A 23,719-nucleotide genomic window follows, 5' to 3' on the forward strand; every position below is an offset into this window, starting at 1 on the left:
GGTTGAGCGCCGAAGGCGATCAAAGGCGGAGAGGGGTCGCGAGACTTGCGAGCGACCGGGTCAGGGTGAGGGGGCGCCCGGCAAGGGCGTCCAAGCACTGCAATTTGCAGCGTTTCCGGCCTTCGGCCGCCCCCTCATCCAACCTTCTCCCCAGGGGGGAGAAGGCTTCTACCACCTCACGCGCTGAAGGCCTGGATCCCGGTGATCGCGCGGCCCAGCACCAGGGCGTGGATGTCGTGGGTGCCTTCGTAGGTGTTGACGGCCTCCAGGTTCATCACGTGGCGGATGACGTGGAACTCGTCGGCGATGCCGTTGCCGCCGTGCATGTCGCGGGCGACGCGGGCGATGTCCAGGGCCTTGCCGCAGTTGTTGCGCTTGATCAGGGAGATCATCTCCGGCGCCGCCTTGCCCTCGTCCAGCAGGCGTCCGACCTGAAGCGCGGCCTGCAGGCCGAGCGCGATCTCCGTCTGCATGTTGGCGAACTTCAGCTGCGGGATCTGGTTGGCGGCCAGCGGGCGGCCGAACTGCTTGCGGTCCAGCTGGTACTGGCGGGCGGCGTGGAAGCAGAACTCAGCCGCACCCATGGCGCCCCAGGCGATGCCGTAGCGGGCGCGGTTCAGGCAGCCGAACGGGCCGGCGATGCCCTCGATGTTCGGCAGGCGGTTCTCCTCCGGCACGAAGACCTCGTCCATGACGATTTCGCCGGTGGTCGAGGCGCGGAGCGAGAACTTGCCCTCGATCTTCGGCGCGGACAGGCCCTTCATGCCCTTTTCCAGGACAAACCCGTTGATCTTGCCGCTTTCCATCTTCGCCCACACGACGAACACGTCGGCGATGGGCGAATTGGTGATCCACATCTTGGATCCGGTCAGGATATAGCCGTCCGCGACCTTCTTGGCGCGCGTCTTCATGCCCGCGGGGTCGGAGCCGGCGTCCGGCTCCGTCAGGCCGAAGCAGCCGACCCACTCGCCGGTGGCGAGCTTCGGCAGGTACTTCTCGCGCTGGGCCTCGCTGCCGTAGGCGTAGATCGGGTGCATGACCAGCGAGGACTGCACCGACATGGCCGAGCGGTAGCCGCTGTCGATCCGCTCCACCTCGCGGGCGACCAGCCCGTAGGAGACGTAGTTCACGCCGGCGCAGCCGTAGCCGTCGATGGTCGAGCCGAGGAAGCCCAGCTCGCCCATCTCGTTCATGATCTCGCGGTGGAAGATCTCGTGCCGGTTCGCCTCGGTCACGCGCGGCAGCAGCTTGTCCTGGCAGTAGGAGCGCGCGGCGTCGCGGATCATCCGTTCGTCCTCGGTCAGCTGCTCGTCGAGCAGCAGCGGATCCTCCCAGTTGAAGGAGGCGAGCTTGGCGGAAGCGATACCGGTCTTGGCGGCCATTCGTGATTCTCCCCAGAAACTTTGGGCATCCGTTGATCTTGCGTGCAAGGTGGCGCAGTCCTTCTCATGGATCAAATACATTTGTCTGGCGATATTCATCGATTTTTCCTATAAGAAGACGCCATGGATCTCCGCCACCTCCGCCACTTCGTCGCCGTCGCCGAGGAGCTGCATTTCAGCCGCGCCGCGGTGCGGCTGGGCATTGGGCAGCCGCCGCTCAGCCAATCGATCCAGGCGCTGGAGGCGGAACTGGGCGCCCGCCTGTTCGAGCGCACCAAGCGCCGCGTCGAGCTGACGGAGCCCGGCCAGCTCCTTCTTCATGAGGCGCGCGAGATCCTGGCGCGGGCGGAGCGCGCGGCGGTGCTGACCCGGCGGGCCGCGAAGGGCGAGGTGGGGGAGCTGCGCGTCGGCTTTACGGCGGCCGCCCCCTTCCTGCCGGTGGTGCCGCGAATCATCGACGCCTACCGCCGTGCCCACGCCGACGTGCACCTCACCCTCGTGGAGCTTCCGTCCAAGCAGCAGTTGACGGCGCTCGCCGACCACCGTCTGGATGTCGGCTTCATCCGGGAGCCGCGATTCGTCCCCGACCCGGCCGCCTTCCGATTCCATGATGTGGTGCGCGAGCCGCTGCTGGCGGTGATGCGCGCCGACCACCCGCTGGCCGCGCGCGAGGTGGTGCCGCTCGCCGCGCTGCGCGACGAGCCCTTCGTCTTCTACCCCGCCGACTTCGGCACCAGCACGCACGAGCAGGTCTTCGCGCTGTGCGCCGCTGCCGGCTTCCGCCCCAACGTCGCGCAGGACGCGCGCGAGGCCTTCACCATCATCGGGCTGATCGCCGCCGGGCTGGGCGTGTCGATTCTTCCCGGTCAGCTACGACAGGTGGCGCTGGAGGGGGTAGTCTACCGCCCCCTGGACAGCGCCGACGCCTTCACGATGCTGCAATTGGCCCAGCGCAGCGGCGAGCGCTCGCCTTTGGTGGGAAACTTCACCGACATCGTCGCGCGAATCGCGCCACGAGCCGGCAATTGACGGGACGCGGCGCCGCGCAGTCCCCCGTCCACACCGGCAACCGCCCAAAGTCGGGCTTCTCATCCGATTACGGAAAGAGCACACTTGCGTTCAAAGCGCGGTCAAACCCTTCGCACCTGCACAAAATTTGACCAGCCTGTTCAATTGATCATGACGCGAGCAACAGGCTTGTCGAATTTATTAAACGCGTATACCGTCTGTCCCAACGCATAGGACGTGTTCCGGAAACGCAACCCGGAACCGCGGATGCCTCGGAGGACGGGGGAAGATGATGGACGGCGGCATGGTCGGGACGACGCAGGCGTTGGTGCGATTCGTCGGGGTGCAAAAGACCTACGACGGGGAACACCTTGTGGTGAAGAACCTCGACCTCGACATCCGCAAGGGTGAGTTCGTAACCCTGCTCGGCCCTTCGGGCTCGGGCAAGACGACGACGCTGATGATGCTGGCGGGGTTCGAGGTGCCGACGCACGGCGAGATCTTCATCGCCGACCGGCCGATCAAGAACATGCCGCCGCACAAGCGCGACATCGGCATGGTCTTTCAGAACTACGCCCTGTTCCCGCACCTTACCATCGAGGAGAACGTCGCCTTCCCGCTGACGGTCCGCGGCACCGCGAAGGCGGAGGTGACGGAGCGCGTGCGCAACGCGCTGCGCATGATCAAGCTGGAGAACCTGGCGCACCGCCGCCCCGGCCAGCTGTCGGGCGGCCAGCAGCAGCGCGTGGCGCTCGCCCGCGCCCTGGTCTTCAACCCGCAGCTGGTTCTGATGGACGAGCCGCTGGGCGCGCTTGACAAGCGCCTGCGCGAGCACATGCAGCTGGAAATCAAGCAGTTGCACGAGCAGATGGGCATCACTGTAGTCTACGTCACCCACGACCAGGGGGAGGCGCTGACCATGTCGGACCGCATCGCGGTGTTCAACGACGGCATCGTCCAGCAGATCGACAAGCCCGACGCGCTGTACGAGCAGCCGGTGAACAGCTTCGTTGCCAACTTCATCGGCGAGAACAACGTGCTGTCCGGCACCGTCGAGAATATTGAACAGGGCTTCTGCCGCGTGGCGCTGGCGTCGGGCGGCTCGGTCGTGGCCCAGGCGGTCAACGTGCAGGGGCCGGGGGCGGCCACCGCGCTGTCCGTCCGGCCGGAGCGCATCGTGATCGTGCCCGACGGCGCCTCGACCGACCTTGCCAACCGCCTGCCCGCCACGGTGCAGGACACCATCTATCTCGGCGACCACGCGCTGGCCGTGCTCAAGGTCGCCGGAAACGGGGAGTTCATGGTCAAGCTGCCGCCGGGCGCCCATGCGGGCCTCGGCCACGGCCAGGCCGTGTCCATCGCCTTCCGCCCCGAAGACTGCCGGGCGCTCGATCCCGTGTGATCGAGCCCGTCCGGCGGCGCCCACGGGTTCGGGCCGGGACGCATCACCTCCAGGACGCAACCATAGAAACGAAGGAACGGGGACGATGTCGAAAATGAAGGTGGCTTTGGGTTTTGTTGCGACGCTGACCGCCGGCATTGCGCTGGCCACGGCCGCCCAGGCGCGTGACCTGACCGTCGTGTCGTGGGGCGGTGCGTACCAGGACGCCCAGAAGAAGGTCTATTTCGAGCCGTTCAAGAAGGCCGCCGGCGTGCCGATGAACGACGAGTCGTGGGACGGCGGCATCGGCGTCCTGCGCGCCAAGGTGCAGGGCGGTGCGGCCACCTGGGACGTCGTCCAGGTCGAGAGCGAAGAGCTGGCCGTCGGCTGCGAGGAAGGCCTGTTCGAGCACATCGACTTCTCGAAGATCGGCGGCGAGGCCGCTTACCTGCCGCCGACGGTCGACCCGTGCGGCGTCGGTGCGATCGTGTACGACTTCGTGCTCGGCTACGACAAGGACAAGATCAAGGACGCGCCGAAGAGCTGGGCGGACTTCTTCGACACCAAGAAGTTCCCGGGCAAGCGCGGCCTGCGCCAGGGCGCCAAGACCACGCTGGAAATCGCCCTGATGGCCGACGGCGTCGCGCCGAAGGACGTCTACAAGGTGCTCGGCACCGAGGAAGGCATCGACCGCGCCTTCAAGAAGCTGGACACCATCAAGAACGACATCGTCTGGTGGAAGGCCGGCGCCCAGCCGCCGCAGCTGCTCGCCTCGGGCGAAGTGGCGATGACCTCGGTCTACAACGGTCGCATCGACGCCGCCAACAAGGCCGAGAAGAAGAACTTCGGCATGGTGTGGAACGGCGCGCTGTTCACCATCGACAGCTGGGTCATCCTGAAGGGCAGCCCGAACAAGGACGTCGCCTACAAGTTCCTGGACTTCGTCGGCAAGCCGGAGAACCAGGCCAAGCTGTCGGAGAACATCGCCTACGGCACGTCGAACAAGGACGCCCCGTCGAAGATCGCCCCGGCCGTCCTGAAGGACCTGCCGACCGCGCCGGAGAACATGAAGAACGCGGTCGAGATCAGCGTCCCCTTCTGGCTTGAGAACATCGACCGCCTGACCGAGCGCTTCAACAAGTGGGCGGCGAAGTAAGCCTCTGAGGTCCCTGAGCCGGGCCCCTACCCAACCTCCCCCCATCTTCGACGGGGGGAGGAGACATCCCCTCCCCCGCCGAAGGTGGGGGAGGGTTAGGGTGGGGGCCCAGCGCCAGCACCTCCAAAAAAACTCTCTGCACTTCTATTATTGTAGGCCGCCCATGACAGCCGCGTTCGTCGCCGGCGCCGACGCGCCGACCGAGGTGCCGCTCAAGCGCCGCCTGAAGCGGGCGGAACGGGCCCGCCAGTTCAAGGCGCTGGCCCTGGTCCTGCCGCTTCTCCTGTTCCTGCTCTTCACCTTCCTCGGCCCCATCGCCGGCATGCTCTGGCATTCGGTGGACGACTGGGAGGTTCCGAAGACCCTGCCCCACACCGTCGCGGCCCTGTCCGACTGGAACGGCAAGGATCTGCCGGACGAGAAGGCCTTCGCGGCGCTGGCCGGCGATCTCCAGGCCGCCCGCGCGGCCGGCACCGTCGCCATCCCGTCGAAGCGGCTGAACTACGTCGTCAACGGCTTCCGCAGCACGCTCGCCAGCACCGCACGCAACCTGAAGACGGTGCCGGAGCCCGGCACGGCCAAGGACACGCTGATCGCCATCAACCCGGCCTGGGGCGACCGCGCCACCTGGGCGGCGATCAAGGGCGCCAGCGGCCCGCTGACCAGCTTCTACCTGCTGGGCGCCCTGGACCTGACGCGCAATTTGGACGGCGCCATCGTCGCCGCCCCGGCGGAACAGGCCATCTACCGCGACGTCTTCGCCCGCACCTTCACCATCGGCTTCGGCGTCACCGTGCTCTGCCTGATCCTCGGCTTCCCGGTCGCCTACCTGCTGGCGAACCTGCCCGCCGGCCGGTCGAACCTGCTGATGATCTTCGTGCTGCTGCCCTTCTGGACCTCGCTTCTGGTGCGCACCTGCGCCTGGATCGTGCTGTTGCAGAGCGAAGGCGTGGTCAACGACGGCTTGCGCTGGCTGGGCGTGATCGACGAGCCACTGCGGCTGATCTACAACCGCTTCGGCGTCTATGTGGCGATGACCCACGTGCTGCTGCCCTTCATGATCCTGCCGCTCTACAGCACCATGAAGGCGATCTCCCCGGCCTACATGCGCGCCGCCGCCTCGCTCGGCGCCTCGCCGGTCACCGCCTTCCGCCGCATCTACCTGCCGCAGACCCTGCCGGGCGTGGGTGCGGGCAGCCTGCTCGTCTTCATCCTGGCCATCGGCTACTACATCACGCCGGCCCTGGTGGGTGGTGCGGCCGACCAGATGATCAGCTACTTCATCGCCTTCTACACCACCGAAACGGTCAATTGGGGTCTGGCCTCGGCGTTGGGCGCGGTCCTGCTGCTCGCCACGCTGCTGCTCGCCGTCGTCTATGGAAAGCTGGTCCACGGCCAGCAGGTCACGGGAGGGATGAAGAATTGAGCGCGAACCACTCCCCCCGCACGACCAGCCAGCGCGCGGCATGGATCACCACCGTCGTCGCGTCCACGCTGATCTTCATCTTCCTGATGGCACCGATCCTTGCGATCATGCCGCTGTCCTTCAGCTCCGGCGCCTACCTGACCTACCCGCTGCCGGGCTTCAGCCTGCGCTGGTACCAGGATTTCCTGAACTCGCCACGCTGGATGCTGTCGCTGAAGAACAGCATGATCATCGGCGTTGCCTCGACCATCCTGTCCATGGTGCTCGGCACCATGGCCTCGCTGGGGCTGGCGCAGTGGAAGAGCAAGTTCAAGCCGCTGGTGCTCGCGATCGTGCTGTCGCCGGTCGTCGTGCCGGGCGTCATCACCGCGGTCGGCCTGTACTTCTTCTTCGCCCCCATCGGGCTGACCGGCAGCTACGCCGGCCTGATCCTGGCGCACACCGCGCTGGCGACCCCCTTCGTGGTGATCACGGTCAGCGCGACGCTGCAAAGCTTCGACATGAACCTTGCCCGCGCCGCGGCCTCGCTCGGCGCCTCGCCGCTCGTCGCCTTCCGCCGGGTGATCCTGCCGCTGATCCTGCCGGGCCTGGCGTCCGGCGCGCTGTTCGCCTTTGCGACCAGCTTCGACGAGGTGGTGGTCGTCCTGTTCATGGCCGGCCCGGAGCAGCGCACCCTGCCGCGTGAAATGTTCAGCGGCATCCGCGAGAACATCAGCCCGACCATCACAGCGGCGGCGGTGATCCTGACCACCGTGTCGGTCATCCTGCTCGCCACCATGGAAGGCCTGCGCCGGCGCAACGAACGTCTGAAGGGCAACCTGCCGGGGTGATCGACCTCTGCCCCTCCCCAACCCTCCCCCGCTTCGCGGTGGAGGGGGCTTGGGAAAAGGGCAGCGGCAGTCCCCTCTCCCTCGAAGAGGGGGAGGGTTAGGGAGAGGGCACCGGTTGCCGAACGATCACTTCCGCCCCTCATACGCCTCCAAAATCCGCCCGCCGCGCTCCCCGGTCCGCGCGGCCCAGGCCTCCACCGCCGGCTTCGCCGCCGCACGCAGGGCCGCCACAAAGCTTTCGCTCAAACCCGTCGTGATGGTCATGCCATGACCCCGCATCGCCTCGTAGTTCTTGGCAACCCGGTCCTGCACCAGCGCCCACTGGCGCTGCTCCGTCGCGGCCGCGGCCTCCAGCAGGGCTTTGCGCTGGTTGTCGGTCAACTTCTCCCAGGCCGCGGTCCCGATCGTCGCGAAGCTCAGCGGCGCGGCGTAGTTCAGCTCCGTGAAATTCGTCAGAACATCCCACAGCTTGCGCCCGGCCCCGCCGTCACCGGAGGTCAGCGCCGCGTCCATCTCGCCGCTCGCCAGCTTGGCCTGCGCGTCGGCAAAGCTGATGCTGGCCGGCACGGCGCCCAGGCGGGCAAAGACGTCCTCGCCGGTCTTGTCGTAGGTGCGGATGCGCAGGCCCTTCAGCGCGCCGGCCGAATCCACCGGCTTCTTCGCCCAGATGCCCGACGGCGGCCAGGGCGTGACGTAGAGAAGCTTCTGGTTGTGGGCGGCCAGCGCCCGCTCGTATTCCGGCCGCGCGGCCTCCAGCAGCACCTTGGACTGCGCCGGCGTCACCGCCACGAAGGGCAGCGAGGACAGCAGGAACAGCGGGTCCGCCTTGTCGAGCGAGCCGGCGAGGGGATCGGCCAGATCGACCTCGCCGCGGCCGACCGCCGCGAACAGGTCCGCCGACTTGCCGAGCTTGGCGTCGAATTGGGGGTCGATCACCACGGCCCCACCGGTCAGCTCCTTGACCTTCTCCGCGAAGAAGGCGTCGCCTTCCGCGGTGATGGAGGTGGCCGGGTACTCGTTGCCCATGCGCAGCGTCAGGGCATCGGCAAGGGCTGTCCTGGGGGTTGCCGGCAAGGCTGCGGTGAAGGCGACCAGGAGGGCGCCGGTGAAGCGGAGTGCTGTTCGCATGCTGTATCCTCGAACCGGAGCGGCACGACCTTCGCGTGCGCGCGTGTCGAGGAAAGAAAACCCTATCGCGCGCCGCCTCGCAAGGCCAACACCCGCGGGTTGCTCACCAACAGGGCGGGAACATCACAAATACGGCGGCGTGCAGGCGCTGATGATCTCGCATTCCTCTTCGCCGACGTTGCGGAAGCGGTGCGGGATGCGGCTGTCGAACAGGTAGGCGTCGCCGGGCTCCAGGATCTCCTTGCGGTCGCCGACCGTCAGCTCGATCCGGCCGCGGATGACGATGCCGCCCTCCTCCGATTCGTGCTGGAGCATGGTGCGCCCGCCGGTGTCGGCGCCCGGCGCGTATTTCTCGTGCAGGACCTGGAGGTTGCGCCCGCGCAGGTCGCCGACCTGCCGGTAGGAGATCGTGCCGACCTTGCTTTTGACCAGCCCCGTCAACTCGACCAGATCGCGCTTCCTGAAGAAGATCTGCTCGCGCGGCGGCAGGTCGCCGGGGGAGAAGAACTCCGCCAGCGACATCGGAATGCCCTGGAGCACCTTGCGCAGCGAGGAGACCGACGGGCTGCAACGGTTCTGCTCGATCAGCGAGATGGTGCCGTTGGTCACGCCGGCACGCTGGGCGAGCTGGCGCTGGGACAGGCCGTTGGATTCGCGGACCTGCTTCAGGCGCGCGCCGACGTCGAAATCCACTGCGTCCACGTCCATGGGTCGGTCCCTGTTTCCTGAACAAAAGGCATACCGGATTCGCGTGGGTGCGTCATCAAAAACTCAACACCCGAATAGGGTTGTTTAACTTTTTAAACATGGTACGCTCCTTTTCATTGTCCAACCCCAGGGCCAAACCGAGGCAGACCCCTATGCTGTCGCTGACCGACAAGAGCCTTCTCCAGACCCAGGCCTACGTGAACGGCACGTGGCGCAACGCGTTCTCCGGCAAGACTTTTCCGGTGACCAACCCGGCGACGGGGGAGGAGCTGGCCCAAGTCGCCGACGTCGGCGCGGAGGAGACGCGGCAGGCGATCAACGCCGCCGACGCCGCTCTGCCCGCCTGGCGCGCCAAGACCGCCAAGGAGCGCGCGGTCATCCTGCGCCGCTGGTACGAGCTGATCCTGGCCGCGCAGGAGGATCTTGCCGTCCTGATGACGGCGGAACAGGGCAAGCCGCTGGCCGAGGCGCGCGGCGAGGTGGTCTACGGCGCCAACTTCATCGAGTGGTTCGCCGAGGAAGGCAAGCGCGTCTACGGCGACGTCATCCCGACCTTCGCCGGCAACAAGCGCATCGTCGTGCTGAAGGAGCCGATCGGCGTCGTCGCGGCGATCACGCCGTGGAACTTCCCCAACGCCATGATCACCCGCAAGGTGGCCCCGGCGCTCGCCGCCGGCTGCACGGTCGTGGTGAAGCCGGCGGAGGACACCCCGCTGTCGGCGCTGGCGCTGGCCGTGCTCGCGGAGCGTGCGGGCGTCCCCGCCGGTGTGTTTAATATCGTCACCGGCTCCGACCCGGTCGCCATCGGCGGCGAACTGACCGCCAGCCCGATCGTCCGCAAGCTGAGCTTCACCGGCTCCACCGAGGTCGGCCGCATCCTGATGCGCCAGTCGGCCGACACGGTGAAGAAGGTCTCGCTCGAACTCGGCGGCAACGCGCCCTTCATCGTCTTCGACGACGCCGACCTGGACGAGGCCGTCAAGGGTGCCCTGGCGTCCAAGTACCGCAACTCCGGCCAGACCTGCGTCTGCGCCAACCGCCTGCTGGTCCAGGCCGGCGTCTACGACGCCTTCGCCGCCAAGCTGGTCGAGGCGGTGAAGCAGATCCGCGTCGGCAACGGCATGGAGGCCGGCGTCGCCCAGGGCCCGATGATCAACACCCAGGCCGTCGACAAGGTGGAGGAGCTGATGGGCGACGCGGTCGCCAAGGGGGCCAAGGTGGCGCTGGGCGGCAACCGCCACGCGCTCGGCGGCACCTTCTTCGAGCCGACCATCCTGACCGGCGTCACCACCGAGATGCGCGTGGCCCGCGAGGAGATCTTCGGCCCGGTCGCCCCGCTTTTCAAGTTCGAGACGGAGGCCGACGCCGTCCGCATGGCGAACGACACCGAATTCGGCCTTGCCGCCTACTTCTACAGCCGCGACATCGGCCGCGTCTGGCGCGTGGCGGAGCAGCTGGAATATGGCATGGTCGCCATCAACGAGGGCATCCTGTCGACCGAGGTGGCGCCGTTCGGCGGCATCAAGCAGTCGGGCATCGGCCGCGAAGGCTCCAAGTACGGCATGGATGACTTCCTGGAGATCAAGTACCTGTGCGTCGGCCTGGGCGCCTGACGCGATCGCCTGAAGCAGACGCTAAGCAGACGTTAGAATCGGGGGTAGTAGACATGAGCAACCAGTCCTTCCAGGATCGCCGCAACGCCGCCGTTCCGCGCGGCCTCGCCAACGCCATGCCGGTCTATGTGGACCGCGCCGAAAACGCCGAGATGTGGGACGTCGAGGGCAACCGCTTCATCGACTTCGCGGGCGGCATCGCCGTTCTGAATACCGGCCACCGCCACCCGAAGATCGTCGAGGCCGTGAAGGCGCAGCTCGACCGCTTCACCCACACCTGCGCGATGGTCACGCCGTACGAGTCCTTCGTGGCTCTGGCGGAGCGTCTGAACGCGCTGGTCCCGGGCTCCACGCCGAAGAAGACCGCCTTCTTCACCACGGGTGCCGAGGCGGTTGAGAACGCCGTCAAGATCGCCCGCGCCCACACCGGCCGTCCGGGCGTGATCGCCTTCACCGGCGCCTTCCACGGCCGCACGCTCCTGGCGATGGCGCTGACCGGCAAGGTCGTTCCCTACAAGGTCGGCTTCGGCCCCTTCCCGGCCGAGGTCTACCACGCGCCCTTCCCCAACGCCTACCGCGGCATCAGCGTCCAGGACAGCCTGAAGGCGCTGGAGACGCTGTTCAAGTCGGACGTGGACGCCACCCGCGTCGCCGCGATCATCGTGGAGCCGGTGCAGGGTGAGGGCGGCTTCAACATCGCCCCGCCGGAGTTCCTGCAGGCGCTGCGCTCGATCTGCGACCAGAACGGCATCCTGCTGATCATCGACGAGATCCAGACCGGCTTCGCCCGCACCGGCAAGATGTTCGCCATCGAGCATTCCGGCGTCGAGCCCGACCTGATGACCATGGCGAAGAGCCTCGCCGGCGGCTTCCCGCTGTCGGCCGTCACCGGCAAGGCGGAGATCATGGACGCCCCGATCCCCGGCGGTATCGGTGGCACCTATGCCGGCAACCCGCTGGCGACCACCGCGGCGCTCGCCGTGCTGGACGTCATCGAGGAGGAGAAGCTGATCGAGCGGTCCCAGCAGCTGGGCGAGCGCATCGCCGGCCGCTTCCGCACGATGGCCCAGCGCAACACGCTGTCGGTGATCGGCGACGTGCGCAACCTGGGCGCCATGATCGCCATGGAGCTGGTGAAGGACCGCGGCACCAAGGAGCCGGCGCCGGAGCTGACCAAGGCGCTGGTCGCCAAGGCGGCGGAAAAGGGCCTCGTCCTGCTGTCCTGCGGCACCTACGGCAACGTGATCCGCATCCTGGTCCCGCTGACCGCGTCCGACGCGCTGGTGGACGAGGGCCTGGACATCATCGAGCGCTCGCTGGAAGAGCTGGTTTCCGCCTAAAGCACAGCACGTCCCCAGACTTGAACAGCCCTCCTTCCCCACGGGGAAGGAGGGCTTTCTTTTGCCCGCCCTTACGCCGCCCCTACGCCGCCGCCTTACCCACCGCGGCCCGCATCCACGCCGTGTATCCCAGCGCCGCGACCGCCACCGCCAGCGGCACGAAGGACACCCACAGCACCGTGTCCCAGCCATAGGCCGTCAGCAGCCCGCCCGACGCGAAGGAGCCCAGCGCCATCGTCCCGAACACGATGAAGTCGTTCAGCGACTGCACCCGCGTCCGCTCCTCCGGCCGGTGGCATTCCAGCACCAGCGCCGAGGCACCCAGGAAGCCGAAGTTCCAGCCGAGGCCGAGCAGGATCAGGCTCGCCCAGAAATGCCCCACATCGACCCCGGCCAGCCCGACCGCGGCGGCGGCGCCGATCAGCGCCAGCCCGGCCATCACCAGACGCGGGGCGCCGTAGCGCGCGATCAGCCGCCCGGTGACGAAGCTGGGGGCGTACATGGCGATCACGTGCCATTGCAGGCCCAGGTTCGACGCCTCCTGCGACAGGCCGCACAGCCGCATCGCCAGCGGCGCGGCGGTCATGATGAAGTTCATCAGCAGGTAGGACACCAGCCCGCAGACCACCGCGGTGACGAAGCGCGGCTGCACCGCGATGGCGCCGATCGGCCGCCCGCCGGCCATCTCCGCCGCCCTCTCAGCCGCAGTCGGCTTGGGCAGCCGCACGCCGAGCAGGACGAGCGCCGACACCCCGGCCACCGCCGCCTGCGCCAGGTAGGTCGCCGCGAACAGGTGCGGCGCCCACAGGTCCATGGTGTGGGTGACCAGCTGCGGCCCGATCACCCCGGCGAACACCCCGCCCGCCATCACCGCGGACATGGCCCGCGCCCGCCGTTCCGGCGGGGCGCAGTCGGCGGCGGCGAAGCGGAAGGACAGCACCACGGCGGCGTAGGCCCCGCCCGGCACCATCGCCGCGCAGAACAGCCCGAACGACCCCAGCACGACCGCCAGGGCGCACAGCAGCCCGACCAGCACGCCGCAGCCCGTGCCCGCCAGGAAGGCGGCGCGCCGGCCGTGCCGCCGCGCGATGGAGCCGGCCGGCAGGGTGCACAGCGCCATCCCCACCACGAAGATGGAGATCGGCAGCGTCGCCAGCGCCGGGCTGGGCGCCAGCGTGTTGCCGACAATGGCGCCCGTGGCGTAGACGACCACCGAGTTCGCCCCGGCCAGAGCCTGCGCGACGGACAGCCGCAGGACGTTGCCCAGCTCATGCGCATAGGGCGTCGCGGCGGCGCGTGTGGTCTCGGTGCTGGCGTCGGCGTGCGGCATGAAGGGTCCCGATCGGTGCGGCAAAGGCGATTGATCCAGGAGTAACGCCCCCGCATTATGAACGGAAATGGTTTGTTCTCATGATTGCATGAACAGATGTCATAAATGATGGCCCACGATGCTTGACCGCCCCCTTCTCGCGATCCTGCGCGAGGTCGACCGCCTGGGCAGCGTCACCGCCGCCGCCGCCCGCCTGAACCTCAGCCAGTCGGCGCTGAGCCACACCGTCCGCAAGTTCGAGGAGCGCCACGGAGTCGCGATCTGGATGAAGAAGGGCCGCAGCCTGCGCTTCACCCAGGCCGGGGAGCATCTTCTGGCGCTGGCCCAGCGCGTCCTGCCGCAGTTCGAGCACGCCGAGCGCGTCCTGGCCGACTTCGCCTCCGGCCGCCGCGGCGCCCTGCGGGTGGGGATGGAATGCCACCCCTGCCAGCGCTGGCTGATGCGGCTGACCGGCGCCTACCTCGCGCGCTGGCCGGACGTGGAGTTCGAGGTCCGCACCGCCTTCCGCTTCGACGGAGTCGCCGCCCTTCTGGACAACGAGATCGACCTGCTGATCACCCCCGACCCGGTCGACGCGCCCGAGATCCTGTTCACACCGGTCTTCGACTACGACCTCGTCCTGGTGGTCCCCACTGCCCACCCCCTGGCCGCCCGTGGCGAGGCCCAGCCGCAGGACCTTCTGGACGAGGAGCTGATCACCGTCCCGGTCAGCCTGGAGCGCCTGGACATCTACACCCGCTTCCTCATCCCCGCCCACTGCCGCCCCCGCCGCCACCGCACCGCCGAGACGACCGACCTGATGCTGCACCTCGTCGCCGCGGGCCGCGGAGTCACCGTCCTTCCCGACTGGCTGGTCCAGGAGGACGGCGCCGACCTCCCCCTCCACCCCGTCCGCCTCGGCCCCACCGGCCTCCCCAAAAGCATCCACCTCGGCACCCGCCGCGGCGAGGAAGCGGTGGACTACATTGCGGGGTTCCTGGCGTTGGCGCGGGAGGTGGGGCGGTAGGGGGAGTGGGGCGGCGTGGGCTGGAGTGCGGGCAGGTGGTTTAAGAGCGCCGATCAAAGCCTATTCCGAGCTGAAGCGACACAACGGTACCAGCGCGACGGGAAAAGGTTTTGATCCGCGTTCTAACTCTGATTCTGAACTGAGTCACCTTAGTGACCCGATGCGGGCCGTCGCATACGGTCGCACTGCGCCAAAGGTGACCCCAGAAGCGAAAGCTGCAATCAAACACGAACAAAGGCATCGCATCCACAGCTGTGGTTGGTAGCGCAGCGCTGGGATTTTTTCAATCTGCGGGCTACGCTGCACTTAGAAATGCGCTTCTTTTGTGATACCATCTATTCAACTACGTCCACGCAGTGGGTGAGTGGTCGGATCGTCGAGTTGATGCAGGAACATCACGTTGGCCCGGCGTGTCCGCTTGAGATTTACGACGATAAAGTAGCTAAAGGGGATAATAGCAACGTGCATAAGCGATATCCGCGCGGATCAGAATGGCGGCAATGGGATCTCCATATTCACAGCCCAGCCTCTTTTCATTGGAAGGGTGACCGGTTCACCCATGCTGGCTCGAGCGCGAAAGACAAAGAACTGATCGACGAGATGATCGGTGCGCTGAATGAAGCTGAGCCCGCTGTATATGCGATTCAAGATTACTGGAATTTCGATGGTTGGTTCGCTCTCAAGCGACGGCTTGCGGAAGCCGGTGCGCCGGTGCTCGAAAAGACTGTCTTCCCAGGAATCGAACTCCGAATCGCGGCACCGATGAAGGGCCGCCTGAATGCGCATGCCATCTTCTCCGACCAAATCCCCGACCAGTTGCTTCTGAACTTTTTATCCGCGCTTAAGCTTGAAATTACCGGAGAGCCTGTTTCGAACCATGCATTGATCAACTATGCACGCGACGTAAATACAGACAAGTTGAAGCGCCATGGATTTGATAAATTACAGGTCATGGCTGACGACCAAGTAGCGCTCAATGCGGGCTACGTCACCGCAGAAATCACCGTCGAAAGCTACAAGTCGGCAGTGCGAGGAGCGCCAAATGGGATGGCGGCTGGCTTCATGGCATTTGACACCAATGACGGCATCGAATCAGTCAAACATCTCGAACACTATGGCTACGCTATCGGATTGTTAGACAACTCACCAATTTTTGAGACCAGGAACGACGGATTTTGGAATGCCTTCGTCGGTCGAAAGACGCCAGAGAACAGTAAGTATTTTGATGCATTCCAGGAGTCAATCCGCTACACCCCGCGGCTTCCGGTCTCCGGGAGCGACGCACATCAGTTTCGCGGGATACCTGGTGACAATAACTCCCGCGGCTATGGAGATTTCCCATCGCAGAAAATAACTTGGATTAAAGCTGATCCAACTTGGCGTGGCCTCCAACAAGCAATCAAAGAGCCTCAAAAGCGATGCCACATAGGCCTGATTCCACCTAAACTCCAACGGGTACTGGCGAATAAGACTTTTTACATTGATACGGTTTCCGTCGCCAAGGTCGAAGGGAGTGAAGCAACTGATTCTTGGTTCGATGGATGCGCTATTCCTTTGAACACAGACTTGGTCGCAATTATCGGCAATAAGGGAAGCGGCAAAAGCGCCTTGGCGGACGTGCTCGCTCTACTCGGCAATTCTCAGCAGCACTCTCATTTCTCATTCCTGAGAGCTGATCGCTTCCGCGGAAAGGCCGGCGAGCCCGCTCGCCATTTCGAAGGCGAGTTGCATTGGTTGGCTGGAAGTCCAATGCGCGCAAATCTTGCTGATAATCCGGCGGCTGATCGAGTCGAACTTGTCCGCTATGTGCCACAAGGCCGGTTCGAGGTGTTGTGCAATGAGCACGTTACCGGTCGCTCGGAAAATTTTGAGCGTGAACTTCGCTCAGTTATCTTCTCTCATATCCCATCTGAGGATAGGCTGAGGGCGCTCGATTTTGATCAGTTGATCGACGCCCAAGAGGGTATGCTGCGCGCGCGGCTGGATGAAGCGCGTAAAAACCTGTCTACACTTAACCGCATTATTGCGGGTATTGAAGATCAGCTCCACCCAGATATTCGCAAGAACATCGAGGAGCAGATAAGGCTGAAGGAGGTTCAACTCGCGGAATTAGAACTCAGCAGGCCGAGTGCCGTACCGGCACCAACTGACACGCTTACCGTTGAGCAAGAGGCCGCTGCGGCGACATTGGAATCTCTTGTCGCCACCAATGAAAATCTGGGCATCGAGGAAAAGTCCATTGGCGTTGAACTCGCCGTCATCTCTAGGAAGCGAAAGTCGAGCCAAAACATTTGGGAACGCATCACGCTTCTTCAATCTCAATTCGCTGATGCAACAAATGGAATCGCGGAAGACTTGAAGAGTTTGGGATTAGAGCCGGCTGATGTGCTGCTTTTCGAAATCAAGCGAGAAAAGCTTGCAGAGATTGATAGGCAAGCCGATGAGGAATCCGCGAAGTTCGCCTCACGCCTTCAAGAAATAAAGGCTCTCAAGCAAACCCATGCCGAACAGATCTCTTCAGCTACGGAAGCGTTGGACGGTCCGCAGCGCGCATACCAGAACTATATCAGCGCTTTGAAGAATTGGCAGGCTGCCATAGACGCCATCAAAGGCACGGCCGATCTACCTGACACCATGCGGGGCCTAGAGGCGCGTCGAACCCAGCTCGACGAGTTGCCTGCAACCCTAAAGGAACGGAGGAAGCAACGCCATGAGCTAGCAGCCAGTATATTTGATATCTTAGTGGTACAGAGGAACCAGAGATCGACACTATTTAGGCCGCTTCAGAAACTTATCGAGGAAAACGCATTAATTAGGGACGAATATCGTCTCCAATTTAAGACTAGCCTTACTGCTTATGATGATGCTGTCTCAGAAAAGCTGTTTTCACTCATTAAGCAGAGCATTGGTGAACTTCGCGGTGAGGAAGAAAGCCGGGCGGCGATCAAGGCACGGATCGAGAACCACGACCTGAACACCAAGGTCGGAGCGCTGGCCTTTACATATAATCTCCACAAACTGCTGCATGATTCTGCGCGCCAGCGGTCGCCTGGCCAAGCAGATCTTGCCGTGTTGATGCGCAAAGATCGGACGCCCAGTGAGGTCTATGACCTGATTTACGGCTTTGAGTATCTCGAGCCGAAATATACGCTGCTTTTCCAGGGCACACAGATTGAGCAGCTATCGCCGGGTCAACGCGGCGCATTGCTCCTCATTTTCTATCTGCTTGTAGATAAAAAACGCAATCCAATCATTCTAGATCAACCAGAGGAGAACCTCGACAACGAAACCATCGTCAGCCTTCTAGTACCGGTCCTTAACGCTGCTAAGGACAATCGGCAAATTATAATGGTCACGCACAATCCTAATCTGGCAGTTGTATGTGATGCCGAGCAGATTATATTTGCGGAATTCGACCGCAAGGCATTGTGCAGCATCAAGTATCTATCTGGATCAATCGAGGATGCAAAAATCAATACCGCTGTGATTAACGTTCTCGAAGGAACCAAGCCGGCATTTGAAAACCGAAGCCAAAAATACCAGTGATGGGGCGCGCTTGGCCTGGAATGTGTAGTCCAGCGACTCCGCGCATCGCGGCAGAGCCGTGAAGGTGATGTCCCCCAGGCCCGGAATGTCCATGGCCGTGCCGGTCGCTCTGTTTCCCGCGCCAGTATAGCGCAACATCCCCTCTCCCGCCCCGGGAGAGGGAAGGGGCCCACGCGAAGCGTGGGAAGGGTGAGGGTACCGACGAGGATCAGGGTCTTATTCTCGGTCCTACCCTCACCCGGCCCTTCGGGCCACCCTCTCCCGGGGCGGGAGAGGGGATTCGGCGCCGATAGTGAGGGAGCAGCCATCCGACGTCACGACGCTTGCCAAGCCGGTGTCGTCGCAATAGGATTAAAGTCCTTTGTCTTGTCCGGAACCCCACGCTATGAAACATCACCGCAGTTCATGTTTCATAGCGTTTCAAACGTCGCATTGGGGCCGGCCCCGCTCAGGCGCTCAGCAGCGGTCCCGTCCGGCGCACGGTGGTGCCGGCGATCTTGGCGATTCGCTTGCCGGCCTGGGTGAAGCGGGTCGCGTTGTGGGCGTAGAGGACGCCAGCGGAGCTGCTGCGCACCGGGGTGAGAGTGCCGTCCAGCGGGTCCAGGATGTCGGCGACGACGGCGCCGGCCTCAACGCGGTCGCCGGGCTTGTGGTGGAACACCACGACTCCGCCCACCGGTGCGACCAGCGGTTCGGAGGATTCCAGGGGGGTCGGGGCGCACAGCGGCTCCGGCAGGGCCGGGGGCTCGCCGGACAGGACGCCGACGTGGGTCAGGAAGCCGGCGATGGCGTGGGCGTCGGCGTCGGCCTGGGCGTGCTCCACGTCGGCCTGGCCGCGCAGTTCCACGGTCACGGAATGGCACCCCATGGGGATCGGCCTGTCGGGCCAGCGCTTGGCCAGCTCGTTCCAGGGGCGGCTGACCGCCTCGTCGAAGGGGTCGCCGCCGGACTCCTCGGCCAGGAACACCGCCTGCGCGCCCAGCAGGCGCTGGAGCGGCGCGAAGGCCTCGGCCGAGGGTGTCAGGGTGTAGAGGTGCATCACGGCCTCCAGGTCGCAATGCAGGTCCAGCACATAGTCGGCCTGGATCGCCAGGGCGAGCAGCCGGTGCTTCAGGTGCTCAGCCTCGGTGCGCGGGCTGTGCTCCGCCAGCGCCTCGGCCAGAGCCGCGCGGACGGCGGCCTTGTTGGCGTCGGCGTCGTCGGTCAGCCGGCCGGCGAGGCGCTCCGCCGCCGCGTCGGTCAGGTAGGGGTAGTCGCGGTTGAAGTTCTTCCCGTCCTCCATGTCGAACCGGCCGACATGGTGGCCCATCAGCGACTGGCCGAGCCCGATGGGGTTGGCGACCGGGACCAGCACGACCTCGCCGCGGATGCGCCCCGCCGCCTCTTCCGCCTGGAGGATCCGGCGCAGCTTGTCGGCGACCAGCAGGGCCGGGATCTCGTCGGCGTGCAGGGAGGCCTGGAGATAGACCTGCGGGCGCGCGCCGGGCGTGCCGAAGCGCTGGACCGTCAGGGTCCGCCGGGTGCCGGGCGTGGCGGGCGGGAGGGCGATGGTGTCGCTGTTCATGATCGACCGTTGACAGAGCCGTTGACGCAAGGGGAAACCGAACGGCCCACCGTGCCCGAGGCGCCGGTGGGCCGCAAGTGCCGGATGGTAAGGGCTGGTGCGACCGGTTATGCCTGCGCGCCGGTCAGCACGGCGTCGAAGCGCTCCAGCGCCCAGTCCACCTGCTCCCGCGTGATCACCAGCGGCGGGGCGATGCGGATGGTGTGGTCGTGGGTGTCCTTGGCGAGGATGCCGCGCGCCCGCAGCTGCTCGCAGTACCGGCGGGCGCCGCCGGCCTCCGGGTGCAGCTCCACCGCCAGCATCAGGCCGCGGCCGCGGACCTCGCGGACCAGGTTGCTGCGGATGCCGGCCAGCTGCTCCAGGAAATACGCGCCCTGGGCGGCGGCGTTGTCGATCATGCCCTCCTCCACCAGCACGCGCATGGCGGCGCGGGCCACGGCGCAGGCCAGCGGGTTGCCGCCGAAGGTGCTGCCGTGCTGGCCGGGCTTCAGCACGCCCAGCACCTCCGAGTTCGACAGCACCGCCGACACCGGGTAGAAGCCGCCGGACAGGGCCTTGCCGATCAGGGTGACGTCGGCCTCCACCCCCTCATGCTCCTCGGCGAGCAGCTTGCCGGTGCGGCCCAGGCCGGTCTGGATCTCGTCCAGGATCATGACGATGCCGCGCTCCGTGCACAGCTCCCGCACCCGGCGCAGGTAGCCCGGCGGCGGGATGACCACCCCGGCCTCGCCCTGGATCGGCTCCAGCAGGACGGCCACCGTGTTGGGGGTGATGGCCGCCTCCATCGCCGCCGCGTCGCCGAAGGGCACCGTGCGGAAGCCCGGCGTGAAGGGGCCGAAGCCGCCGCGGGCGTCCGGGTCGGTGGAGAAGCTGACCACGCTGATGGTCCGGCCGTGGAAGTTGTCGGAACAGACGATGATCTCCGCCTGGTTCTCCGGCACGCCGCGCACCTCGTACCCCCACTTGCGGACGGTCTTGATGGCCGACTCCACCGCCTCCGCCCCGCTGTTCATGGGGAGGATCTTGTGGGACCCGGTCAGCGCCGCCAGTTCCTCGTAGAAGGGCGCCAGCTGGTCGTTGCGGAAGGCGCGGGAGGTCAGCGTCAGCTTGGAGGCCTGGGCGACCATCGCCTCCAGGATCTTCGGGTGGCAGTGCCCCTGGTTGACCGCGGAGTAGGCGGACAGGCAGTCCAGGTACCGGTTGCCCTCCACATCCCAGACATATACCCCCTCGCCCCGCGCCAGGACCACGTCCAGCGGCTTGTAATTGTGGGCGCCCAGGCGGGATTCGGTTCCGATCAGGTCGGCGGCCTGCTGCGTCATGGCTTTGTCTCCTCCTTATCAAGGGTTCAGACGGCTTGCCCGCCGATCTGCGATTGGGTGACCGCGGGGTCGATGATGCGGCGGCCGAACAGGCTCGCCACCAGGTCGACCAGCAGCAGGGCGCTCTTGCCCCGCTCGTCGAGGAAGGGGTTCAGCTCCACCACGTCCAGCGAGCCGACGACGCCCGCGTCGTGCAGCATCTCCATGATCAGGTGCGCCTCGCGGTAGGTGGCCCCGCCCAGCACCGCCGTGCCCACCGCCGGCGCGATGGAGGGGTCGAGGAAGTCCACGTCCAGGCTGACGTGCAGGTGCCCGCCCGCCTCCTTCACCCGCTCGATGATCCGGCGCATGTGGACCCCGACCCCGTGCTCGTCGATCAGCCGCATGTCCACCACGTCCACGCCGCGGGCGCGCAGAAGCCTCCGCTCGCCGGGATCGAGGGAGCGGATGCCGAACAGGTGGACGTGCGCCGGGTCGACCGTCGCCCGCTGCTCCGGCGGGAAGACGCCGTCGAAGCCGTCCTCCCCGCACAGCAGCGCCACTGGCATCCCGTGCATGTTCCCGGACGGCGAGGTGGTCGGCGTGTTGAAGTCGCCATGCGCGTCCAGCCACAGCACGAACAGCGGCACGCCCGTCTCCCGGCAATGGCGCGCCACCCCGGTGACGGAGCCCATGGACAGGCTGTGGTCACCGCCCAGGAACACCGGCACGCCGCCCGCCCGCATCATGTCGTAGGACCGGTCGGCCAGCGCCCGCGACCAAGCGGTGATCTCCGCCAGCCGATCCGCCGGTTCGCCACCGGCGGCCGGCGTCATATCTCCCAGATCGCGCACCTCATGCCCGAGGTCCCGCAGAGCCCGCACCAGTCCCGCCGTGCGCAGGGCCGCCGGCCCCATCAGGGCGCCGGGATGGCCGGCCCCCGCCTCAATCGGCACCCCCAGAATCTCGACGAACCGCTGCCCTCGGTCTTGAGCCGAATTGTCTTGAGCCGTCGCTTGCGACGTCATGCCCTGTCTCTCCCTGCCTCAGCCGCGCCGTTTGCGCTTTCCCTTCAGTATCGGGATCGGCGCAGGCGGCAGAAAGACGGAGAAGTGGCAACAAACGGCGGCTGTTTTGACAGTTTGCTCAGTCCCGGTTATCAAAGTGGCATGGACGACCTGGATTACCGCCTGCTGGCCCTGCTGCGCGCGGACGCGCGCCGGCCCGTCGCCAGCCTCGCCGCCGAGCTGGACGTGTCGCGCGCCACCGTGCGCGCCCGCATCGACCGGATGGTCGACAGCGGGGTGATCGCCGGCTTCACTCTGCTGCTGCGCAAGGACCTGCGGCCCGCGACCGTGCGGGCCATCACCATGATTGAGGTGGAAGGCCGCGCCGCCGAGACGGTCATCGCGCGGCTGCACGGCTTTCCAGAGGTGCGGACCGTCTACACCACCAATGGCCGCTGGGATGTCGTCGCCGAAGTCGAAACGGACTCGCTGGAGGCCTTCGACGACACGCTGCGCCGCATCCGCCAGATCGCCGGCATCGCCTCCACGGAGACCAGCATCCTGCTGTCCGCGCGGAAGGCGGTGCTGTAGCGTTTCAAACTCTGCGACTGACGAAAGGCAGCATCAGCCACCCAGGCTCGTCAGCACCTTGCCGAGGATCGGCTGCCCAAGCACCGCGCCGAGCGCGAAGCCAGCGATCAGCCCAATGACCAGCCCGACCAGCGCCGCGACGAGCGCCCGGCCGGAGCGCGGCCGGGCGCGGTCCGCCGGGCGGGCGCCGTTTCCGCCGCCGGACGACTCCTCCCCCTCGTCCGACGCGGTGGCGGCCCGGCGGGCGCTGTAGGAGGCGTCGGTGGCCTCCTGCCAGGACCGGATGCGGTCCAGCGCGGGCTTCAGCTCCTCATCCGTCGGGGTGGTCCCGCGGCCGTGGATGATCTCCCAGCCCAGCGTCACGAAGCGGGCGGTCGTCCGCCCCTCCGGGCTGAAGATGGAGGCCGGCATCCGGCGGTAGGTGGCCTTCACCACGTCGACGTCGTAGGGGACTGCGGTGCGGAACATCAGATCCGGAAATTCGGACCGCAGCAGGGTCAGCGATTCCCGCCCGACCTCGTCGTTGGTGATCGACAGCATCAGGATGCCGGCGACCGACAGGTTCGGGTTCATGCCCTTCTGGATGTGCTCCACCACCGACAGGGTGCGCTTCAGCCCGTCCAGCGCGTAGCGGCCGGGGAACACCGGCACCACCAGCCGGTCGGACGCGGCCAGCGCACCGGCCGCGAGGTGGCCGAGCGCCGGCGGGCAGTCGATCACGACATAGTCCGGCGGGTTGCGGGAGAAGTGCAGCGCCTTGCGCAAACCGCGCTGCGATCCGCCGCGGGAATCCAGCGCGTGCTCCAATGAGTAGAGCTTGCGGGCGCCGACGATCATCGACAGCCCGTCGAACGCGGTCGGGGAGATGGCGTCCTCGACGAAGGTCTCCTGGCTCAGCAGGTCGTTGATGCCGACCTTCGCCCTCTCGCGCAGCAGGAAGTTGCTGGTGGCGCTGCTCTGCGGGTCGAAATCGATCAGGACGACGCTCTTGCCCAGCGCGGCGAGCGCGAGCGCGAGGTTCACCGAGGTGGTCGTCTTTCCGACGCCGCCTTTCTGATTGTACACCGACAGGATGGTCGGCTGCCGCGCCTCCGGCGTGTCGAAGACGTCTTCGTGGCTGGTCATATCCGTTCCGCTTCGTCGTTCTGCGGCAATACCCATCCCCGGGGCAAAGGTTCCCGGCCCCGAAGCGAGCGCGCACTATAAGCATCGGCTTGGCCCGAGTCTCCCCAGACGTTCATCCCCCCTCCGAACGGGGCCCACAAACGCGACTGGTGGCCGTGCCGGATTCGGCCGTCAGGAAACTGTCAGACTTGCCACGCATACTGTCCGCAAGTCCCGCAATTCGCGGTCTGAGCAACCCATAAGCCCTCGCAACCAAAAAGTTTCCGTGGAGGAATCG

At 65.9% G+C, this 23,719-nt stretch carries 18 protein-coding genes; 10 read left to right on the plus strand and 8 right to left on the minus strand.

Translation table 11 applies throughout. From position 1 onward, the window contains the following. Window positions 1-176: 176 nt before the first annotated feature. Window positions 177-1,382 (minus strand): acyl-CoA dehydrogenase, encoded by a 1,206-nt coding sequence (locus M2351_RS42865; protein ID WP_264662050.1) that lies wholly within the window; start codon window positions 1,380-1,382, stop codon window positions 177-179. Window positions 1,383-1,505: 123 nt separating this feature from the next. On the opposite strand from M2351_RS42865, the gene M2351_RS42870 reads away from it, so the two are divergent. The 5 genes from M2351_RS42870 (at window position 1,506) to M2351_RS42890 (ending at window position 7,183) form a co-directional block, all read left to right on the plus strand. After that, complete coding sequence (locus M2351_RS42870; protein WP_264662051.1) at window positions 1,506-2,411, plus strand: LysR substrate-binding domain-containing protein; 906 nt, start codon at window positions 1,506-1,508, stop codon at window positions 2,409-2,411. A gap of 271 nt (window positions 2,412-2,682) precedes the next feature. Continuing rightward, window positions 2,683-3,792 carry an ABC transporter ATP-binding protein gene (locus M2351_RS42875; protein ID WP_264662445.1) on the plus strand — a complete coding sequence of 370 codons (1,110 nt, stop codon included), beginning with the start codon at window positions 2,683-2,685 and terminating at the stop codon, window positions 3,790-3,792. A gap of 85 nt (window positions 3,793-3,877) precedes the next feature. Further along, window positions 3,878-4,927, plus strand: a complete 1,050-nt coding sequence (locus M2351_RS42880; RefSeq protein WP_264662052.1) for an ABC transporter substrate-binding protein — start codon at window positions 3,878-3,880, stop codon at window positions 4,925-4,927. A gap of 163 nt (window positions 4,928-5,090) precedes the next feature. Next, on the plus strand, window positions 5,091-6,353 hold the full coding sequence (locus tag M2351_RS42885; protein WP_264662053.1) for an ABC transporter permease: 1,263 nt from the start codon (window positions 5,091-5,093) through the stop codon (window positions 6,351-6,353). Beyond that, window positions 6,350-7,183 (plus strand): ABC transporter permease, encoded by an 834-nt coding sequence (locus M2351_RS42890; protein ID WP_264662054.1) that lies wholly within the window; start codon window positions 6,350-6,352, stop codon window positions 7,181-7,183. Before M2351_RS42885 ends, M2351_RS42890 begins: the two co-directional genes overlap by 4 nt. Window positions 7,184-7,309: 126 nt before the next feature. Here M2351_RS42890 and M2351_RS42895 read toward each other — a convergent pair whose 3' ends face one another. Both M2351_RS42895 and M2351_RS42900 read right to left on the minus strand, forming a co-directional pair. Continuing rightward, the gene (locus M2351_RS42895; protein ID WP_264662055.1) at window positions 7,310-8,311 is read right to left on the minus strand and encodes a TRAP transporter substrate-binding protein; all 1,002 of its coding nucleotides are present in this window, start codon (window positions 8,309-8,311) and stop codon (window positions 7,310-7,312) included. 123 nt (window positions 8,312-8,434) lie between these two features. Beyond that, window positions 8,435-9,019: a cupin domain-containing protein gene (locus M2351_RS42900; RefSeq protein WP_406567502.1), complete on the minus strand. Its 585-nt coding sequence runs from the start codon at window positions 9,017-9,019 to the stop codon at window positions 8,435-8,437. A 152-nt stretch (window positions 9,020-9,171) separates the two neighbouring features. Between M2351_RS42900 and M2351_RS42905 the strand changes: the two genes are divergently transcribed. Both M2351_RS42905 and gabT read left to right on the plus strand, forming a co-directional pair. Then, window positions 9,172-10,632: an NAD-dependent succinate-semialdehyde dehydrogenase gene (locus M2351_RS42905; protein WP_264662056.1), complete on the plus strand. Its 1,461-nt coding sequence runs from the start codon at window positions 9,172-9,174 to the stop codon at window positions 10,630-10,632. 53 nt (window positions 10,633-10,685) lie between these two features. Then, on the plus strand, window positions 10,686-11,972 hold the full coding sequence (gene gabT / locus M2351_RS42910) for a 4-aminobutyrate--2-oxoglutarate transaminase (RefSeq protein WP_264662057.1): 1,287 nt from the start codon (window positions 10,686-10,688) through the stop codon (window positions 11,970-11,972). Window positions 11,973-12,054: 82 nt separating this feature from the next. Here gabT and M2351_RS42915 read toward each other — a convergent pair whose 3' ends face one another. Further along, the gene (locus M2351_RS42915) at window positions 12,055-13,302 is read right to left on the minus strand and encodes an MFS transporter (protein ID WP_264662058.1); all 1,248 of its coding nucleotides are present in this window, start codon (window positions 13,300-13,302) and stop codon (window positions 12,055-12,057) included. Window positions 13,303-13,420: 118 nt separating this feature from the next. On the opposite strand from M2351_RS42915, the gene M2351_RS42920 reads away from it, so the two are divergent. Further along, entirely contained in the window at window positions 13,421-14,308 is an 888-nt protein-coding gene (locus tag M2351_RS42920) for a LysR family transcriptional regulator (RefSeq protein WP_264662059.1), read from the plus strand. Window positions 14,309-14,566: 258 nt separating this feature from the next. After that, window positions 14,567-17,854 carry a TrlF family AAA-like ATPase gene (locus M2351_RS42925; RefSeq protein ID WP_264662060.1) on the plus strand — a complete coding sequence of 1,096 codons (3,288 nt, stop codon included), beginning with the start codon at window positions 14,567-14,569 and terminating at the stop codon, window positions 17,852-17,854. A gap of 448 nt (window positions 17,855-18,302) precedes the next feature. Here M2351_RS42925 and M2351_RS42930 read toward each other — a convergent pair whose 3' ends face one another. From M2351_RS42930 to rocF, 3 genes are all read right to left on the minus strand, one after another. After that, a complete protein-coding gene (locus M2351_RS42930) occupies window positions 18,303-19,418 on the minus strand; it encodes a succinylglutamate desuccinylase/aspartoacylase family protein (protein ID WP_264662061.1) in 1,116 nt (371 codons plus the stop codon). 107 nt (window positions 19,419-19,525) lie between these two features. Further along, window positions 19,526-20,740 carry an ornithine--oxo-acid transaminase gene (gene rocD, locus M2351_RS42935; protein WP_264662062.1) on the minus strand — a complete coding sequence of 405 codons (1,215 nt, stop codon included), beginning with the start codon at window positions 20,738-20,740 and terminating at the stop codon, window positions 19,526-19,528. A 26-nt stretch (window positions 20,741-20,766) separates the two neighbouring features. Next, window positions 20,767-21,747, minus strand: a complete 981-nt coding sequence (rocF, locus tag M2351_RS42940; protein WP_264662063.1) for an arginase — start codon at window positions 21,745-21,747, stop codon at window positions 20,767-20,769. Window positions 21,748-21,888: 141 nt separating this feature from the next. On the opposite strand from rocF, the gene M2351_RS42945 reads away from it, so the two are divergent. After that, entirely contained in the window at window positions 21,889-22,317 is a 429-nt protein-coding gene (locus M2351_RS42945; RefSeq protein ID WP_264662064.1) for an Lrp/AsnC family transcriptional regulator, read from the plus strand. A gap of 33 nt (window positions 22,318-22,350) precedes the next feature. Here the strand turns inward: M2351_RS42945 and M2351_RS42950 are convergent, their stop codons facing one another. Next, window positions 22,351-23,442: a ParA family protein gene (locus M2351_RS42950; RefSeq protein ID WP_264662065.1), complete on the minus strand. Its 1,092-nt coding sequence runs from the start codon at window positions 23,440-23,442 to the stop codon at window positions 22,351-22,353. Window positions 23,443-23,719 lie beyond the last annotated feature (277 nt).

It is taken from the genome of Azospirillum canadense (assembly GCF_025961225.1).
Lineage (GTDB): Bacteria > Pseudomonadota > Alphaproteobacteria > Azospirillales > Azospirillaceae > Azospirillum > Azospirillum canadense.